This is a genomic window from Ferruginibacter sp. SUN002, from assembly GCF_050611725.1.
Taxonomy (GTDB): Bacteria; Bacteroidota; Bacteroidia; order Chitinophagales; family Chitinophagaceae; genus Ferruginibacter.
This window is the reverse complement of sequence record NZ_JBODJB010000001.1, coordinates 1599604-1617577: the sequence shown is the minus strand read 5'-3', so window position 1 is coordinate 1617577 and position 17974 is coordinate 1599604. Positions and strand designations below refer to the sequence as shown.

The following is a 17974-nucleotide window of genomic DNA, read 5'->3' as shown; positions in this document are numbered from 1 at the left end:
AATCCCCTATTTTTGCAACCTATGTTTAAACTCAAATACTTTATATTATTGATCTGCATTGCAACCAGCTTTGCTGCATGTAAAAAAGCCGAATTATATAGCCCGGCTGCACAATTCACTGCAGATACAACCGCAATTAGAGCATTTATTACAGCCAATAGTATTCCTGCAATCAAGGATAGCTATGGTGTGTTCTATCAGATATTAGAGCCCGGCTCAGGAAGTTTTTCCTATAGTGGTACAACCAAAGTAACAGTAGATTATCAAGGCAGATTATTGAACGGAACTGTTTTCGATGACTCTAATGGCACACCCCGAACATTTACTTTAGGCGGTTTGATACTGGGCTGGCAAATTGGGATACCCTATATTCAAAAAGGTGGTAAGATCCGTTTGTTGATACCTTCCTATTATGGATATGGTGAACGTGCCGCCGGCTCAATACCTGCAAATTCTATTTTAGATTTTACGATAACTCTAACTAACGTAATGTAATAAATCCATTCCTAATTCGTCAACTATAATTCCTTTGCTGGATAATATTAGAAACGCTGTTTTCTTTTCAATACTTAACGTGATGTAAGACGAATAACCGCCAGTACAGCCATTGTGCCACAAATAAGTTTTGTAACCGGCAATCCTTCCTAACCATCCTTGTCTATGCCAACTAATTGCCATTTTTTTAGTTTGAGGAAGAAGTATAGTATTCAAAATATTTTTCAAAGAATTTGAAGCAAAATGCGCTTTGATAAACAGCATCATATCATCGCAAGTCGATATAAGAGATCCTGCTCCAGCTAATACATCATCTTGCCAAATAGTTGTTTCTTTACCTTCTACACTATAACCTTGTTCTAATATGTTTTCCGTTTTACTACTCAATCCTATAGACGAGAATTGCATATTTAAGGGGTCAAAAATTTTCTTTGTCATTATATCAGCGTACGAAAATACATAAATATGTTCCAAAATCAAACCCAATAAACCATAGCCAAAATTGGAATAGCAGTATCTCTTTTTCCCTAATGTTTGTTGCAGCGATAAATAATTAAAGACATCATCTTTTTGTAATACACTATATGGATCAGTAGGATTAGTTTGCATTTTCTCTAAAAACAAATGTGGAAGATTAGGCAATCCTGAACAATGCGTCAATAGCTCTTCTATTGTAATGCTTTTAAAGCTATCACTGATTTCGAATTTATTTGACAATATTTGTTCTAACGTCGTATTTAAGGATATTTTATTTTCTTCAATAGCAATCATTATGGCACAACCTGTAAACACTTTTGTAATAGAAGCCAATTCAAAAGCTTGATGAGAGATATTGCCTGAATTACTTAATCGAAATATTTCTCCATCCTTATAAACACCCACCTGCAAATTTTTGATTGAGTTTTTAGTCGAAAACTTATTAATCTTGAATTGGATTTTATCTATTTGCATAACGAAAATATTTTCCTGTTTGTTAGGAATTTCAATGGCTTAAGGTCTAAGCCTTTAGATGAGGTAACCGAACAATTCGATTTTGGTACAAAATATTACAAATATTCGAAACAAATTAAATATCTGCTTAAAATCAATCAGTTAGTCCGTGTTTTAAGCGTCTGAAAGCTTATGGCCGTCCTGACGCTTGGGCAAAGCTGCCCATTGGTATGCCGTACAAGTGAGTGACACAACGATGATGCCCAAAGTTCCAATGCCCGTCCCAAAAAATATCAAACCCAAACACCCCCAAAACCTGCTCCTACACTGAAAAAAATCGTACATCATACAGCCAAAATCGTAAATTTTACCCTAACTTTGCCGTCCCGTTAAAAAACCGGGATTTATTTTATGTCATTTAATATTTTAAAACAATTAAACGCAGATGCACAGGAAGGAGCAGCTTCTCAGGAAGTTGAATCTGCTGCGGTAACAAACGTGCCTGTGGTTGAGCCTGTTGCTGAAACAATTGCAACTGCTCATGATGATTTTGATTGGAGCGTTGACAAACGTAACGTATCAAGTTATTCAAAAGAAGAAAAAGCCAAGTATGATGAAGTGTATGACAACACTTTTAAACAGATCAACGATGGCGAAATGATCCAGGCTACTATTGAAGCAATCACTAAAACAGATGCTGTTGTAAACATCGGTTTTAAAAGTGATGGTTTGATTTCTTTGAACGAATTCAGAGATGTAGTTGGTGGTATCAAAGTTGGCGACATCATTGAAGTAATGGTGGTTGACAAAGAAGACAAGAACGGCAACTTACACCTTAGCCGTAAACAAGCTCGTACAAGTCGTGCTTGGGAACGCATTATGGAATTGCACAAAACCGGTGAAATTGTTACTGGTTTGGTTACAAGCAAAACTAAAGGTGGTTTGATCGTTGATGTATTCGGTATGGAGACTTTCTTACCAGGTTCTCAAATTGATGTTAAACCGGTTACTGATTACGATCAGTTTGTTGGTAAAACAATGGAATTCAAAGTTGTTAAGATCAACGAAACAATTAAGAATGCTGTTGTATCTCACAAAGCACTTATTGAAAGCGATATTGAAGCTCAAAGAGCTGAGATCATCGGTAAATTGGAAAAAGGACAGGTTCTTGAAGGAACTATCAAAAACATTACAGATTTCGGAGCATTCCTTGATTTGGGTGGCTTAGATGGTTTACTATACATCACTGATATTTCATGGGGCCGTATCAACCATCCTTCTGAAGTATTGAAGATGGATCAGAAAATTAACGTTGTTGTTTTAGATTTTGATGATGATAAAAAACGTATCAGCTTAGGTTTAAAACAATTGACTCCTCACCCTTGGGATACTTTAAGCGAAAGCATTAAAGAAGGTGAGATCATTAAAGGTAAAGTAGTTAACATTGAAGACTACGGTGCTTTCCTTGAAATCATGCCGGGTGTTGAAGGGTTGGTACACGTAAGTGAAATTACTTGGGCTAACACTCCTATCAACGCTAAAGAATTCTTCAAATTAGGCGACGAACACGAAGCTAAGGTTGTTACATTGGATAAAGACACTCGTAAAATGAGCTTGTCTATTAAGCAAATGGCAAACGATCCTTGGAGCGATATCGACACTAAATTCCCTGAAGGAAGCAAACACAGTGGTACTGTTAAAAACATTACTCCTTATGGCGTATTTGTTGAATTAGCAAGCGGTATCGGTGGTATGATCCACGTTAGCGACCTTAGCTGGTTAAAACGTTTCAATAACCCTAACGAATACACGAAAGTTGGTGCTACCATCGATGTTATCATCATGAACATAGATAAAGATGGCCGCAAACTTCAGTTAGGACACAAACAAATTGAAGAAGATCCATGGAACTCTTTGGAAGATACTTTTGCAGTAGGTACTATTCATGAAGGTACAGTTACTAAAAAAGACGACAAAGGTGCTGTAGTATCTCTTCCTTATGGTTTAGAAGGATTTGCTCCTACTCGTCATTTGAATAAAGAAGATGGCAAAACAGTTGGTGCGGATGAAGTTGCACAATTTCAAGTAATTGAATTTGATCGTAACGACAAACGTATTGTATTAAGCCATACTCGTTTGTGGGAACAAGTACAAGAAGAAGAAAAACAAGCTGTAATTAAAGAGAAAAAAGCGGAAGCTGAAGTAACTAAGAAAGCAGTTAAAAATCTTCAAAGCAAAGTAGAAAAATCTACCTTAGGTGATATCAGCGCATTAGCTGATTTGAAAGCTAAATTGGATGGTGCTGCTGATGCTGAAAAAGAAGCATAATACTTTTCAAGACAACGTAAAAAATCCCTTCACTAAAGTGAGGGGATTTTTTTATTCATTTGTCCGAATCAGGATGAACATTAGCAGGATTAGAGCTTTAGGAAAGGATAACTTTTCTAATTAAGTAGAACCAATCTTGTAAATCCTGCAAATCCTGAATCATACAATTGTGTTTTGTATTTTATATTGCATCAACTGTGCTATACTACCGGCCCTCTTTTTAGCTTCATTCGCTTTTTCACCAATAAATAATTCATCAATCGTCTCTTTCCACAATTTCATCCATTGATCAAAATGTTCTTTTTTCAGGCTTTCTTTTTTATTCATTTCAATGTGCTTGACCATAGGGTTGCCTTTGTAGCTCATAGTGCCGAATAAAATAGTATCCCAAAAACTATACATAACGGGTAAGTGTACCTGCCAGTCAAACTGTATCACTTTAGTAAAAAAATATCCGATTGTTTCAACTACAATAACTTTTTTGTAAAAACTATCTACTAATAATTTAATATCGTCGATATGCTCTATGTCCTTTTTCATTTATCAAAAATAAAAGAGGCAACTTGAATTAAGTTGCCCCCTATTGTAAAATATTTTTGTACGAGCCTACAAACTGGTCTTCCCTTCCCTCTCCATATGCTCCCTTTTTTTCTTGCTGTATTTTTTTTCGTAGTCGAGTACTTCCTGTGGTTTTGTTTTCTCTTTTGGTTTTTCAGTTGCAACAGGTTCTGCAGCCGGCGGCTCGGGTGCATCAACAATTAACCGCCCCCTTTCGTATTTATCTGCTTTGGTAACTCTTCCATCCGGAGAAAAATATTTCCAGGTACCATGGGGCACACTATACTGGGTAGCTTTTACAACCTTATATTCAATGATATCATTATTAGTGGTACCATAAATCGGGATCGTATCATAAGGAGCATCGGGGTTGTAAGAATGCCACTCTTCCTCCCTTTCTATAGAGCCTAAAAACGTATAATATTGCTGAATACCGTCTTTTCCTCCGAATTTATAATTTTCTACCGCCAACAGATCACCTTCGGCAGAATACTTTCGCCAAACTCCTTCTTTCTTATCATCTTTATAAACGCCTTCTTCATCATAACCCGGATTGCCTCTTAATTCCGGAACTGTATTTACCCATTTCCCCTGTTTCAAACCTTTATTATCAACAGCATTCAGTGTATCACCTTGAGGGGTAAGACTAAATGATTTATACTGAGCATTCAATCCACTGTATACAATCGTAAATAAAACAAGAAGGCCGTATTTTATTTTATACATCATTTTTAGATTTAAACAAAGATCGAACCAAATATAATATTTCTTTCAACAGCCCAAATAACACAATGTGAGATTTAACACCATATTCTAAAAACTCTTTGCTAAGTTGAACAATTGTTCACTAAAAATGTTCCTTAAAACGAAAACGTTTATCAAAAATGAAAGATGAGTTTATCATAATTTTACCATTCAAAACCATTTAATAAACAATATAACTATAGTATGGAAAATAATGCACCTCAAGGCAAATGCCCATTTAACCACGGAGCTTTAAAGCAAAGTGCCGGTAGCGGCACCAGAAATCGTGATTGGTGGCCGAATCAATTAAAACTAAATATCCTTCGTCAGAATTCGTCATTATCTGATCCGATGGATGAAACATTTAACTATGCCAAAGAATTCAAGAGTCTTGATCTGTCAGCATTAAAAAAAGATATTTTCGATCTGATGACCACCTCACAAGAATGGTGGCCTGCAGATTATGGCCACTATGGCCCCTTGTTCATACGTATGGCATGGCACAGTGCAGGTACTTACCGAATTCACGACGGACGTGGTGGTGCCGGTGCAGGCACACAACGTTTTGCTCCATTGAACAGCTGGCCCGATAATGCAAATCTTGATAAAGCACGTTTACTACTTTGGCCAATCAAAAAGAAATATGGCAAGAAAATTTCATGGGCCGATCTGATGATCCTGGCAGGTAACTGTGCACTTGAATCGATGGGCTTCAAAACTTTTGGGTTTGGTGGCGGACGTGAAGATGTGTGGGAACCTGAAGAAGATATTTACTGGGGTTCTGAAAAAGAATGGTTAGGAGATAAAAGATATACTGGTGACCGTGAGTTGGAAAATCCCTTAGCAGCAGTTCAGATGGGGTTGATATACGTTAACCCTGAAGGCCCTAACGGAAACCCCGACCCACTGGCCGCAGCAAGAGATATTCGTGAAACTTTTGGCCGTATGGCAATGAATGATGAAGAAACCGTAGCATTGATCGCAGGTGGTCATACTTTCGGTAAAACACATGGTGCAGCCAACCCTGGTCAGTATGTTGGTAAAGAACCTGCAGCCGCCGGTATTGAAGAACAAAGCCAAGGCTGGAAAAATACATTTGGTAGCGGTAAAGGTGCCGATACCATTACCAGTGGTTTAGAAGGTGCATGGACCACCACTCCAACGAAATGGAGTCATAACTTTTTTGAAAATCTTTTCGGTTATGAATGGGAATTGACAAAGAGCCCGGCCGGTGCACATCAATGGAAACCAAAAGGTGATGCAGGTGCAGGCTTAGTGCCCGATGCACATGATACATCCAAACGTCATGCACCTTTTATGTTGACTACAGATCTTTCTTTAAGATTTGACCCTGCATATGAGAAAATTTCAAGACGATTTTTTGAAAACCCCGATCAATTTGCCGATGCTTTTGCACGTGCATGGTACAAATTAACACACCGCGACATGGGGCCAATAGTTCGTTACCTGGGAGCCGAAGTTCCTTCAGAAGTTTTGATCTGGCAGGATCCTATCCCGGCTGTTGCACATAAATTGATCAATGAAAAAGACATTGCAGATCTTAAAACAAAAATATTGGCTTCAGGTCTTTCCGTATCGCAACTGGTATCAACTGCCTGGGCATCCGCTTCAACATTCCGTGGATCAGATAAACGTGGCGGCGCCAATGGAGCCCGTATTCGTCTTGCTCCGCAGAAATACTGGGAAGTGAATAATCCATCGCAGCTATCAAAAGTATTAGATGTGTTGGAAAATATTCAAAAAGAGTTCAATGGAATTGCCTCTGAAAAAGCTGTTTCTTTAGCTGACCTTATTGTATTGGCAGGTTGTGCAGGTGTTGAACAGGCAGCAAAAAATGCAGGTCACAATATAACAGTACCACTCACCCCGGGACGTACTGATGCATCGCAAGATCAAACCGACGTAGAATCCTTTGCAGTACTCGAACCGAATGCAGATGGTTTTCGCAATTACCTTAAACCTCGTGCTGCCGCACCTGCTGAGGAAATGCTGATCGATAAAGCACAACTGCTCACATTAACTGCTCCGGAATTGACTGTACTTATTGGTGGATTAAGAGTATTGAATACAAATTTTGATCAATCAAAAAATGGCGTCTTCACAAATAATCCTGAAACATTGACCAATGATTTCTTTGTAAACCTGCTTGACCTTGGAACTACGTGGAAAGCTACAACGGATGCTCAGCAAGTGTTTGAAGGTTTTGATCGTATAACAGGAGCAACCAAATGGACCGGCACTCGTGTTGACCTGATCTTTGGTTCTAACTCCGAACTTCGTGCCATTGCTGAAGTATATGCCTGCGAAGACTCAAAAGAAAAATTCGTAAAAGATTTTGTTGCTGCATGGGATAAAGTGATGAATCTGGATAGATTTGATCTTGCTTGATTTTTTCAGTAAATTTTATAAAAAGGTGGTAAGATGGCTTATCACCTTTTTTATTTCTATCGGTTTGGTCAGGAACATTTTAGATATTCACTTTTTCATCGGGAACGATTGCGTAAAAACAACTGAATGTTCCTAATATGTTAATGCAAACGTTCTCATTTTTTTGCCAAAGAATGTATATTTGTTTACTGCTTGAAGAAGCCGGAACGATTGCAAAAAATTCTACACAAAAAAATCATCATGAAAAGATTATTTACACGCCATTTACAAAAAAGTCTTTCACAAAAAACATGGGCATTTTGTATTTCAGTAATGCTTCTCTTTTTTACCAGTATAGGTAAATCTCAAACCATTAATGAAGGTTTTGAAGAAGACGCCTGGTCTGCCGTTACTACCAGCACCGGAGGAAATGCGACCCATGGAACAGTAGTAGTTACTCAGTATGCCAATGCTGGAACAAAGCATACAGGAAGCTGGCTTTACAGTAGTGGTTATGCCGTTACTACGGATGCTGCAAATTCGAAAACATATACTGTAAATTCAGGTGACAAGGCATTTCATCTTGGAGGATCTAGCGCTGCTTATTTAATAAGTCCGATCATTAGTGATGGAGTTGTTTCCGTAACTTTTTGGGTTAGAACAGCAAGTACTACTGCTGCCTTCAGAGTATATGAAGGAACAAATCCGAATCTTACTACAGCTACTGGCAATATGAGCTCCTCTGCAACCAATGCAACAGGATGGTCAAACTCAAGTGGCTATACAGTTAATTCAACTATTGGGTGGACCTCGGTAAGTTATGCAGTAACAGGTAACGGTTCATCTGCACCGGCATTTATAAAAATTCAAAGAAACAGCAGTGAAGTAACTATCGATGATATTGAAATTACAACCGCCGTTGCTTCCACTCCACCAACTGTAACAACAAATACTCCGGTGGCTACAGCCATTACAGCTTCATCTGCAACTTTAGGAGGAAATATTAGCGATGCAGGTTCGGGTACAATCACTTCGAGCGGATTTTGCTATAGCACCAGTGCAAACCCAACCATTGCTGATCCAAAAACTACTGATGGCCCAACCGGCGTTGGCGCCATTACGAGTTCGATTAGTGGTTTAACATTTAGCACAGTATACCATGTTCGTGCATACGCTACCGGTAGTAGTGGCACCACTTATGGTTCGGATGAAACTTTTACAACAGCTGCTCCATCATCTCCAACAATATTGACCAATCCAACTTCATTAAATTTTGGAAGCATTCTTGTCAATACAACGTCTACCGAAAAAACATTTACACTTGTTGCAGGGGGTTTGTCTCCTACTAGCGGAAATATAACTGTACCTGCACCAAGCGGCTATGAAGTTTCCTTATCAAGCGGTAGCGGATTTGCACAAAGCATTTTAGTTCCATACACAGGAGCTGCATTAAGTGCTACAACAATTTATGTTCGTTTTAGTCCTACTGCATTAATCACATACACAGGCGACATAGATATATCAGGCGGTGGTGCTGCAATTGGAGTTGCAGTTAGCGGATCAGGCAACAATATAGTGTATGAAGCAGGCGACTATAAATCAGTTGCTACAGGTAACTGGGATGCTACTGCAACCTGGAATAAATTTGACGGAACGAACTGGGTAGCTGCTCCTGAATTCCCTAACTCACAAACTGCAAGCGTATTTGTTACCGACGGATTTACCGTAACAAAAGCAACTTCAGGTAGAAGCGTAAAAAATCTTTATGTAAACAATGGTGCTACTTTAAAAACAAACAACCTTGTTAATGCTCCTGTTTATGTAAGAATCTACGGTACAACTGTACAGGTTGATCCGGGTTCTATCATCGGCAATCTATTGAATGGCAATAATGCTGATGGTATCAGTTTAGATATTTTTGGAACAGATGTTACTGTAACCGGTGGCGGAACAGTTAATTTATCAAGAATGAGAACAAACACTGCAGCCACAACTATCACTATAAACACAGATGTAACGTTGAATTATCACGGTAGTGGTAATGCAGGTAATGCAGCAGGTTTTTATACTGTTGCAGGAGATAACAACATTCTTACCATCAATGCTGGTAAAACATTAACTTTTGCACCATGGAGTTGCTATACTCCGGTATCAAGTTCTCATACCAATGGCGGTAATGCTCAAACTATTAATGTTAATGGCACTTTAACATTCACGGATGGATTGGTTCCGGGCAATGCAACTGCTAACGGATGGAGCGGACATACAAACGGATATATGAGTTTAGGTGTAACGGGCAAAGCATTCAATTTAAATATTGGTGCTACCGGTGTTTTAAATGTTAGCGAATTTTATCCTAACGGCACTAAAGCAGATAACACACCTGGCACAGGAGATCTAACTACAATTACAGTTGCTGCAGGCGGTGCTCTAAATGTTTCAAGGATCGCTGACTTTAGAAATCCTCTACAAACAGTAACAGGTGCAGGTGCTTTCAATTTAGGATTTATGGCTAAAATGAGAATTGGTTCTACAGATGGTATTACTACATCGGCAGCTGCAGGACCAATACAAACAACTACTAGGGGCTATAATGCCGGAACGTATGCGTACGAAGGAACTGCTGCACAAGTTTCAGGTAATGGACTTCCTGCTGTTGCAAGTGGCTTAGTCATCAATAATGCTGCAGGTCTTACCATGACCAAGAGTACTTCACTTGCTGATTCTTTAAATCTAACTAATGGAATTATTACAAATACAGCTGCAGAAAAGATCACTTTAGAACCAGGAGGAATTGTAAATGGAGGTAGCAATACATCGCATGTAAATGGTCCAATAACAAAACAGACGGCATCAACTTTTCTATTTACATTCCCCGTTGGTAAAGGCGGTGTGTATCATCCGGCAAGTATAATAGCAGCAGATGCTACGCTCAGCAGCTATACTGCAGAATACTTTAATACATCGGCCGCATCTACCTCTTCTACAACACTACCATTAACCTCAGTTGGTACAAGTGAATACTGGGATATAAAGAAAGATTTCGGTACAGATGCATTTGTTGGCTTCAATTTCGACAATACATTAACAACCACCTGGTCTAATGCAGGTGTTCCAAATGTTTCACAGGAAATTGTAGTGGCTCATTTAGTTGCAGGCAACTGGGTAGATGCTACTGCTGCAAATGGAACGGCAATTTCCGGCGGTGCTACAAGCGGCGTTGTGAATTCTCAATTATTGAGTTCATTTAGTCCATTTACTTTCGGATTGAGACCTGCCGGTACTACTCCGGTAAATCTTATTTCATTCAGCGCAACTAGCGTTGACGGACAAACGAAACTATACTGGTCAGCTAACAATGAACTGAATGTTGCTAAATACATTGTTGAAAGAAGTACAGATGGTAAAAATTTCAGCAGTACCAACGCAGTAACAATGGCAACTAATTTGTTGAATAATAATTATTCCGTAACAGACGCGGCTCAAACTTCAGCTGTTAGCTACTATCGTTTGAAAATAGTTGACAGAGATGGCAGATATACTTACAGCAATATTATTGCGGTTAATAATAAGGTTAAAACGGGACTAACAGTATTCCCTAATCCGGTGGCAAATAATCTTTATGTATCTCATAGCAAAGCCACCGTTGGTGCTAAATTAGAGATATATAGTATTGACGGAAGAAAGATCAGCGAACAGCAAGTGACCAGAGATGCGGTTCAAACCACCATCAATGCAACCGGTTTACCTAAAGGCACTTACAACCTTGTTTTGGTAAACGGGGGTAAAGCTCAACACTTACAATTTGTTAAACAATAGCATTTTCGATAGAAAATCCCCTAAAAACAGGGGATTTTCTATCTTTTTAGTCATAAAACAGGGCTGATATTTTTTTATTTCATAAAGAAACCATTAACTTTACTTCGTTGAGAAAGATACTAACCATATCAATTTTACTAATAAGCCTAAACTTTACATCCTTTGCACAGACCAGAACTGCTGCAAATGTTGATCCTATTGTAAAGCTTATCAAAGTGTATCCTACCCCTGCGGCCACCGGCATCAACTTTGATTTTCAACGTGGTTTCGATAAAAACCTCTCTCTTCAGTTATACAATTTCATGGGTAAAAAGGTATATGAGACCAAAACCACTACTCAACGCTTTTATCTTCCTTTAACCGATTTTTACCGTGGCGTATATGTTTATCAGCTACGTGATAAAACCGGCAAGATCCTGCAATCAGGCAAATTTCAGGTGGTGAAATAACCCCCTTCTTCCTTCTTTTTATTAATTAAGCTTATTTATTACCGGATTCCTTTTACAAGTCCGTCAGAATTAATCAAATATTTTGTCAATTTGACCGAAAACAAGCATTGGCAAAATGTTTGACTATCTTACCTTTGCACACAATTTTTAAACTATGGAAGAAAAGGAAACACTTGTAGAAAAAGAAGAAATGAATATTAACGCAGATTCTGATGTTCCGGGAAATACCCATTTAAGTAACCCCGAAGAACCGGATAACGGCGTAGATAAGATCCAAAAAGAATTAGACGAGCAGAAAGACAAATACGTTCGCCTTTTTGCCGAGTTCGACAATTTCAAACGTCGCAGTGCTAAAGAAAGAGCTGAATTGTTTCAGACAGCAGGTAAAGAAGTAATCACTTCATTATTGGATGTATTAGATGATTGCGACCGAGCCGAAAAACAAATTCAAACTACAGAAGACATTGCTCAAATAAAAGAAGGTATCCAACTGGTATTTGGCAAGCTTAGAACTACACTTCAGAATAAAGGCTTGAAAGCAATGGAAAGCATCAATACAGATTTTGATGTAGAGAAACATGAAGCCATTACAGAAATACCTGCACCAACTGAAGCATTGAAAGATAAGGTGGTAGATGAAGTTGTGAAAGGTTATTATCTGAATGATAAATTAATTCGTTTTGCAAAAGTGGTGGTGGGAAAATAACAATTAGTCAATTTGGAAATTTGAAAATTTGAAGATGAAAGCAACGGATAATTAAAAGTACTGTTCACATCTCCAAATTTCCAAATCTTCAAATCTCCAAATTAAAATAATGAAAAAAGATTTTTACGAAATATTAGGAGTATCTAAATCTTCATCGCAGGATGAGATAAAAAAGGCGTACCGTAAAGTAGCTATGCAGCATCACCCCGACCGTAATCCGGGAGATAAAGCATCTGAAGAAAAATTCAAGGAAGCCGCAGAAGCCTACGAAATATTAAGCGATGCCGATAAGAGAGCACAGTATGATCGTTTCGGTCATCAGGCATTTGGTTCAGCACGTGGCGGTGGCGGTGGTTTCAGCGGTGGCGGCATGAATATGGATGATATTTTCAGTCAGTTTGGAGATGTGTTTGGAGATGATAGCCCGTTTGGAAGTTTCTTTGGTGGTGGCGGCAGACGTTCTTCGGGTAGCCGTAGCCGTGGTGTTAGAGGCAGCAACCTACGCATCAAAATAAAATTGAATTTTGAAGAGATGGCAAAGGGGGCCACCAAAACAGTAAAAGTTAAAAAATATGTTACCTGTACAACTTGTACAGGCAGCGGTGCAAAAGATAAGAACAGTACACAAACCTGTGGTACTTGTGGTGGTAGTGGGCAAGTAAGACGAGTACAAAATACTTTTCTCGGACAAATGCAAACTGTAACTACCTGCCCTACCTGTAACGGTGAAGGTAGTACGATAACTAATAAGTGTACAGCTTGTAAAGGCGATGGCCGTGTGTATGGCGAAGAAACAGTAACCATTGAAATACCGGCAGGTGTGCAGGAAGGTATGCAACTGAGCATGAATGGCAAGGGTAATGCCGGCGAACGTGGCGGTGCTAACGGTGACCTTATTGTATTGATAGAAGAAGAAGCACATGCAGAATTACAAAGAGATGGTTTAAATGTAGCTTATGAATTACACTTGTCTATTCCTGATGCAGTATTCGGCACACAGGTAGAAGTACCGACCATTGACGGAAAGGCAAAAATTAAAATACCGGCAGGTACACAAAGCGGTAAGATATTCAGATTAAAAGGCAAGGGCTTCCCTTCGGTGAACAGTTATGAAAAAGGCGATCAGTTGATACATGTTAATGTATGGACACCTCAACATGTTACTGCCGAAGAAAAAGCAATGCTCGAAAAAATGCAAAGCAGTCAAAACTTTCAACCCAAACCTGAGAAGGGAGATAAATCCTTCTTTGATAAAGTGAGGGAGATGTTTAATTAATTATTGAATGGTTTATTGTATAAAAAAGTGGCTCGTAAATTACGGGCCACTTTTTTACCTTAGCGTTGCTCAAGCATTCTACCACAATACCATCTCAAAGAAATGATCTTTATATTTGAAAAAATAAACCAACATGATCGTCTACGGAAGTAAAAGCAAAGAACTTTTAAAAGAGCACATCATAGACAAATGCCCTCATTGCGGAACACAGAACAGTATTGACATGTATGTGCTTCAAAAGTATGCCCATGTTTTCTGGATCCCTTTTTTTCCGATGGGCAAAACAGGTGTTAGTCAATGTGATCATTGTAAGCAGATGCTCAAGCTTAAGGAAATGCCTCCTCACCTAGTTACAACTTATGAAAACTTGAAAGCACAAACCCAAACACCTAAATGGATGTTTTCCGGACTTGCTTTAGTAGCATTTTTAATAACAGTCGGTATTATCAGTGAGAAAGAGAAAGATGAAAAGAACAATAAACTTATACTTGCACCAAAGAAAGGAGATATTTTTGAGGTCAAAATAAAAGCTCTCGAATACACATTGTATAAAGTCCACGAAGTTCAGAAAGACTCTGTCTTTGTTCAGGTAAACAATTATCAGATAAATAAAGTGAGCAAGTTAGATCAACTAAGAGAAAAGAGTTATTCGGAAGATATTTACGGGTTTTCAAAAACCGAATTAAAAAAAATGCTTGATAATGACGAAATACTCAACATCATTAGACAGTGACAGTATTGAATAAACGAAAGTATATATGCCTTATGAAAAAAGATCCTAAATTTTTAATTGCGATACTGGCAGCTATTATCATTTTTTTAGCTGGATGTAGCACCAGTTCTAAAAACTCTTCGGACAAGAAAAAGAATGCTGCAGCTATTGAAGGCCTTTGGATTGGTACTTACACTGTAGGCCAAGGAGAACCTGTGCCCGATGGCACATCTTTCTTTTTTAGCTTTAGTATTTACCCCGATGGAAAACTGAGTTATAAAAGCAAAGGCTTTTACCAGAACAGTCGTGAGTACATCACTTTTGCAGATGGCACATGGAGTTTAAACGGATCTTCATTTTCATTTGAAGTAACAACAGTGAATATTGCCGGAGGCGGAGAAGAACATACACAAACAGGCAACGCAATATACAACAGTGCTGATGGAACTTTAAAGAGTGGCTTTATTACCGATCCGCTTGGTGGAAGTGCTGTTTGGACGATGAAGAAAGTTCAATAATATCTAATTATTATACACAAGATATTTATCCAGAATATTTTTGATCTTTTCCTGTGTTAAAGGCTTGATGTGAAATTCGGACACAAAGCTTATCTGATCTGCTTTTGCTTTATCTTCCGGATTCATTGAAGTAGTTAGTACAATAATTACATTCTTAGTTTTTATGTGCAGGCCCAATGCCTGATACTCATCTAAAAATTCCCATCCGTTCATTCGTGGCATATTGATGTCGAGAAAAATGAGTTTAGGTTGAGCAATATTCGCATGTTCCAGTATTTTCAACGCATCTTCCCCATTTTCAGCGATCTCAATTCTATCAATCACATTCATTTGCCCAAGAATGATCTCGTTGTAGCGGTTATCGCCTATTTTATCGTCTATCAGTAAGACGGATTTGAATTTAGTTTCCATTGTTTGTCTGTTTAGGTATTGTAAAATAGAATGTAGCTCCCTGCCCTTCTTCAGACTCTAACCATATATTTCCTCTGTGAAGTTCTGCAATTTTTTTACAATGTGCAAGGCCGATACCCGTTCCGGCATACTCTCTATCGGAATGAAGTTTCTGGAATATGGTAAAAATTCTTTGATGGTATTTTTTATTAATACCGATACCATTATCTTTCACAGAAAACAACCATTCTTTGCCGTTATCTTTTGCTTCTATCTTAATGATCGGATCAACATCTTTCTTTTTATACTTAATAGCATTACCGATCAGATTTTGAAAAAGATACTGTAGTTCAAAGTATCCATCAACAACAGGTAGTTTTCCAACATCAATTGTTGCGGCATTCTCCGTAATATAAACAGTCATTCCTTTTAATACATTTTGTACCTCTTTATTACAATCGATCTTAACCATTTTTTTATCATTCCCTATTCTGGAATAATCTAAAAGATCTTTTACAAGCAACTGCATTCTTAAAGTTCCTTCGCTGATAAAAGCCAGATACTCATCTGCATCTGCTCCGAGCTTACCTTCATATTGTTTTTGCAGCAACACAACAAAATTTGAGATCGTTCTCAAAGGTTCCTGCAGATCATGAGAAGCGATATACGCTACCTGTCCCAATTCTCTGTTAGATAAAACCAATTGCTCTGTCATCTGATTAACCTCTGCAGCCACATGTCCAATTTCATTTTGAGATAACACTTTCGCTCTTGCGGTAAGATCGCCTCTAGTAACCTTACTTGTAGCTTTTTCAATTTCCTTCAGCTCCTTACTTATTCCTCGTGTAACCAAAAACGTTAAAAACAGCCCGGTAAATTCTACTGTAAAAGCTACACTTAATAAAATTTTTAAGATAAGATTTTCGAGCCATCTCGATCCGTCACCTAATGTATACGAAAAATTATCTTCGAGTACAGTCAATTGCTCATTCACCAGGTCGATCTCTCCCATCAACTGATCAAGTTTTACTTTAGATGGGTTAGAAGAATTCATTTCAGTATGAAAAGTTTCTGCAACCGGCATTAATTTAAAAAACAATGCAGAATCAGCATTTGACCAAGCATTGATTGCATTAGCGATATAATAATTTGAATGGAAACGTCGCAACAATTTTATCATTCCATCAATATCATCCGGGTGCACCCTTCCTTCAATAAAGCCCTGTCTACATATGGCTAGATCCGGATCTGGTTTAAATAACTCCATCCTGGTTTTGTGATCTCCCATTGGTACTGCCATAAATTGCTGATACTTTTTAAAATCCTTTTCATCATGTGTAACATTATACTTGCGGAGTTGATAAACAGCATCTTTTTGAGCCTTAGACCATAGGCCTTCGGCACCAACTAATGCCCTTACTGATGAAAGTGTATGAATAGCGAACCAAAGTGTAAGCAACTCAAAAATAATAAGCACCGCCATAGCACCGACTATGAAGTAAAGTTTTTTTGCAATTGAAATGTCTTTAAGCCTTTTCATTTTCAAGAAAAAACACTCGTGGTTCTTTTATTATATAATTAAGATATTGGAAAACATGTAAGGTTTGTTTCATCCGTAAACAGTAGTTTTTACTGTATACTTCAATAACTTAAACGTTAAAAATCGTGTTTTGTTATGCATACTATTAAACTCTTATGAAGCAGCTTTTCATAACTATCAAGCGGAAACATTAATTTCGTCTATATGTAATAGCAAATATCATGTCACATATATTCATCATCGGCGGAACAACATTCGATCATATAATTTCTCTGAATGAGTTTCCTGCACCTTTTCCTCAAACCATACACAATACGGTTTTTCATGAAGCTACCGGTTCTACCGGTTCAGGCAAGGCCTTGTGTTTGAAAAAACTCGATGTGTCGAATACTTTATATTCTGTATTAGGAAATGATATATATGGCCAGCATATTATTGACCATCTAAAAAAAGACGGTGTTGATTTTATTTACGATATCGACCCGAAAGGAACAGAACGACATGTTAACCTGATGAATACTAACGGAGATCGTATATCGATGTTTGTAACACAATCTTCTGAACACCTTTCAATGAATAGATCGTTGATTGAAAGTAATATTCAGAAAAGTGATATGATTATTCTGAACATTATATCATATTGCAAGGATATTATTCCATTGCTGATGCAATACAATAAACCCATTTGGACAGACTTACATGATTATACCGACTACAATGTTTACCACCAACCATTCATTGATGTTGCCGATCATATTTTTTTAAGTTCCGATAATCTTTCCGATTATAAACAAACCATGCAAAATTTGATGCAGCAAGGGAAAGAACTTGTTGTTTGCACACATGGCAAAAAAGGATCTACAGCTCTTACAAAAAATGGCGAATGGATAGATATAAGTGCATTGACAGAATTTTCATTGGTAGATGCCAATGGCGCAGGAGATAATTATTTCTCAGGATTTTTATATGCTTATCTCAATGGGAAAAATATAAAGGAGTGTATGCTCTATGGCTCTATCAGCGGGGCTTTATGCATTACTTCTCGGCAAATAGTTTCAGAAAATTTAACTACAGAATTGTTGGAAGCGTTATTCATTAAGTACGAATCAACTATCAAATAA

Annotated in this window: 15 protein-coding genes; 10 read left to right on the top strand and 5 right to left on the bottom strand. The window is 38.0% G+C overall.

Annotation, left to right across the window (positions count from 1 at the left end):
• Window positions 1-21: 21 nt before the first annotated feature.
• A complete protein-coding gene (locus ACQ33O_RS07210) occupies window positions 22-495 on the top strand; it encodes an FKBP-type peptidyl-prolyl cis-trans isomerase (RefSeq protein ID WP_430994894.1) in 474 nt (157 codons plus the stop codon).
• Here ACQ33O_RS07210 and ACQ33O_RS07205 read toward each other — a convergent pair.
• Window positions 478-1446: a serine hydrolase domain-containing protein gene (locus ACQ33O_RS07205; RefSeq protein ID WP_430994893.1), complete on the bottom strand. Its 969-nt coding sequence runs from the start codon at window positions 1444-1446 to the stop codon at window positions 478-480. The two genes, ACQ33O_RS07210 and ACQ33O_RS07205, sit on opposite strands and share 18 nt — an antisense overlap.
• Before the next feature lie 390 nt (window positions 1447-1836).
• Here ACQ33O_RS07205 and rpsA point away from each other — a divergent pair, with 390 nt between their 5' ends.
• Window positions 1837-3753 (top strand): 30S ribosomal protein S1, encoded by a 1917-nt coding sequence (gene rpsA / locus ACQ33O_RS07200; protein ID WP_430994892.1) that lies wholly within the window; start codon window positions 1837-1839, stop codon window positions 3751-3753.
• A 159-nt stretch (window positions 3754-3912) separates the two neighbouring features.
• On the opposite strand, the gene ACQ33O_RS07195 is transcribed toward rpsA, so the two are convergent.
• Entirely contained in the window at window positions 3913-4293 is a 381-nt protein-coding gene (locus ACQ33O_RS07195; protein ID WP_430994891.1) for a group III truncated hemoglobin, read from the bottom strand.
• Window positions 4294-4359: 66 nt separating this feature from the next.
• Window positions 4360-5040: a toxin-antitoxin system YwqK family antitoxin gene (locus tag ACQ33O_RS07190; protein WP_430994890.1), complete on the bottom strand. Its 681-nt coding sequence runs from the start codon at window positions 5038-5040 to the stop codon at window positions 4360-4362.
• 219 nt (window positions 5041-5259) lie between these two features.
• Between ACQ33O_RS07190 and katG the strand changes: the two genes are divergently transcribed.
• From katG to ACQ33O_RS07155, 7 genes are all read left to right on the top strand, one after another.
• On the top strand, window positions 5260-7464 hold the full coding sequence (katG, locus tag ACQ33O_RS07185; protein WP_430994889.1) for a catalase/peroxidase HPI: 2205 nt from the start codon (window positions 5260-5262) through the stop codon (window positions 7462-7464).
• Window positions 7465-7704: 240 nt separating this feature from the next.
• A complete protein-coding gene (locus ACQ33O_RS07180; protein WP_430994888.1) occupies window positions 7705-11262 on the top strand; it encodes a T9SS type A sorting domain-containing protein in 3558 nt (1185 codons plus the stop codon).
• Between the two features lie 107 nt (window positions 11263-11369).
• A complete protein-coding gene (locus tag ACQ33O_RS07175) occupies window positions 11370-11711 on the top strand; it encodes a T9SS type A sorting domain-containing protein (protein WP_430994887.1) in 342 nt (113 codons plus the stop codon).
• A gap of 154 nt (window positions 11712-11865) precedes the next feature.
• Window positions 11866-12417, top strand: coding sequence for a nucleotide exchange factor GrpE (locus tag ACQ33O_RS07170; RefSeq protein ID WP_430994886.1), 552 nt, complete (start codon window positions 11866-11868; stop codon window positions 12415-12417).
• Window positions 12418-12526: 109 nt separating this feature from the next.
• Window positions 12527-13693 carry a molecular chaperone DnaJ gene (gene dnaJ / locus ACQ33O_RS07165; RefSeq protein WP_430994885.1) on the top strand — a complete coding sequence of 389 codons (1167 nt, stop codon included), beginning with the start codon at window positions 12527-12529 and terminating at the stop codon, window positions 13691-13693.
• A gap of 133 nt (window positions 13694-13826) precedes the next feature.
• Window positions 13827-14426, top strand: a complete 600-nt coding sequence (locus ACQ33O_RS07160) for a zinc-ribbon domain-containing protein (RefSeq protein WP_430994884.1) — start codon at window positions 13827-13829, stop codon at window positions 14424-14426.
• Between the two features lie 32 nt (window positions 14427-14458).
• On the top strand, window positions 14459-14923 hold the full coding sequence (locus tag ACQ33O_RS07155) for a hypothetical protein (protein ID WP_430994883.1): 465 nt from the start codon (window positions 14459-14461) through the stop codon (window positions 14921-14923).
• A gap of 3 nt (window positions 14924-14926) precedes the next feature.
• On the opposite strand, the gene ACQ33O_RS07150 is transcribed toward ACQ33O_RS07155, so the two are convergent.
• Both ACQ33O_RS07150 and ACQ33O_RS07145 read right to left on the bottom strand, forming a co-directional pair.
• The gene (locus ACQ33O_RS07150) at window positions 14927-15334 is read right to left on the bottom strand and encodes a response regulator (protein ID WP_430994882.1); all 408 of its coding nucleotides are present in this window, start codon (window positions 15332-15334) and stop codon (window positions 14927-14929) included.
• Entirely contained in the window at window positions 15324-16853 is a 1530-nt protein-coding gene (locus ACQ33O_RS07145) for a sensor histidine kinase (protein ID WP_430994881.1), read from the bottom strand. The genes ACQ33O_RS07150 and ACQ33O_RS07145 overlap by 11 nt, the downstream gene beginning before the upstream one ends.
• Before the next feature lie 221 nt (window positions 16854-17074).
• On the opposite strand from ACQ33O_RS07145, the gene ACQ33O_RS07140 reads away from it, so the two are divergent.
• Window positions 17075-17974, top strand: coding sequence for a carbohydrate kinase family protein (locus ACQ33O_RS07140; protein WP_430994880.1), 900 nt, complete (start codon window positions 17075-17077; stop codon window positions 17972-17974).

Coding starts and splice junctions, on each gene's coding strand:
- ACQ33O_RS07210 (WP_430994894.1), top strand. CDS start 22: ATGTTTAAACTCAAATACTTTATATTATTGATCTGCATTGCAACCAGC.
- ACQ33O_RS07205 (WP_430994893.1), bottom strand. CDS start 1,446: ATGCAAATAGATAAAATCCAATTCAAGATTAATAAGTTTTCGACTAAA.
- rpsA (WP_430994892.1), top strand. CDS start 1,837: ATGTCATTTAATATTTTAAAACAATTAAACGCAGATGCACAGGAAGGA.
- ACQ33O_RS07195 (WP_430994891.1), bottom strand. CDS start 4,293: ATGAAAAAGGACATAGAGCATATCGACGATATTAAATTATTAGTAGAT.
- ACQ33O_RS07190 (WP_430994890.1), bottom strand. CDS start 5,040: ATGATGTATAAAATAAAATACGGCCTTCTTGTTTTATTTACGATTGTA.
- katG (WP_430994889.1), top strand. CDS start 5,260: ATGGAAAATAATGCACCTCAAGGCAAATGCCCATTTAACCACGGAGCT.
- ACQ33O_RS07180 (WP_430994888.1), top strand. CDS start 7,705: ATGAAAAGATTATTTACACGCCATTTACAAAAAAGTCTTTCACAAAAA.
- ACQ33O_RS07170 (WP_430994886.1), top strand. CDS start 11,866: ATGGAAGAAAAGGAAACACTTGTAGAAAAAGAAGAAATGAATATTAAC.
- dnaJ (WP_430994885.1), top strand. CDS start 12,527: ATGAAAAAAGATTTTTACGAAATATTAGGAGTATCTAAATCTTCATCG.
- ACQ33O_RS07160 (WP_430994884.1), top strand. CDS start 13,827: ATGATCGTCTACGGAAGTAAAAGCAAAGAACTTTTAAAAGAGCACATC.
- ACQ33O_RS07155 (WP_430994883.1), top strand. CDS start 14,459: ATGAAAAAAGATCCTAAATTTTTAATTGCGATACTGGCAGCTATTATC.
- ACQ33O_RS07150 (WP_430994882.1), bottom strand. CDS start 15,334: ATGGAAACTAAATTCAAATCCGTCTTACTGATAGACGATAAAATAGGC.
- ACQ33O_RS07145 (WP_430994881.1), bottom strand. CDS start 16,853: ATGAAAAGGCTTAAAGACATTTCAATTGCAAAAAAACTTTACTTCATA.
- ACQ33O_RS07140 (WP_430994880.1), top strand. CDS start 17,075: ATGTCACATATATTCATCATCGGCGGAACAACATTCGATCATATAATT.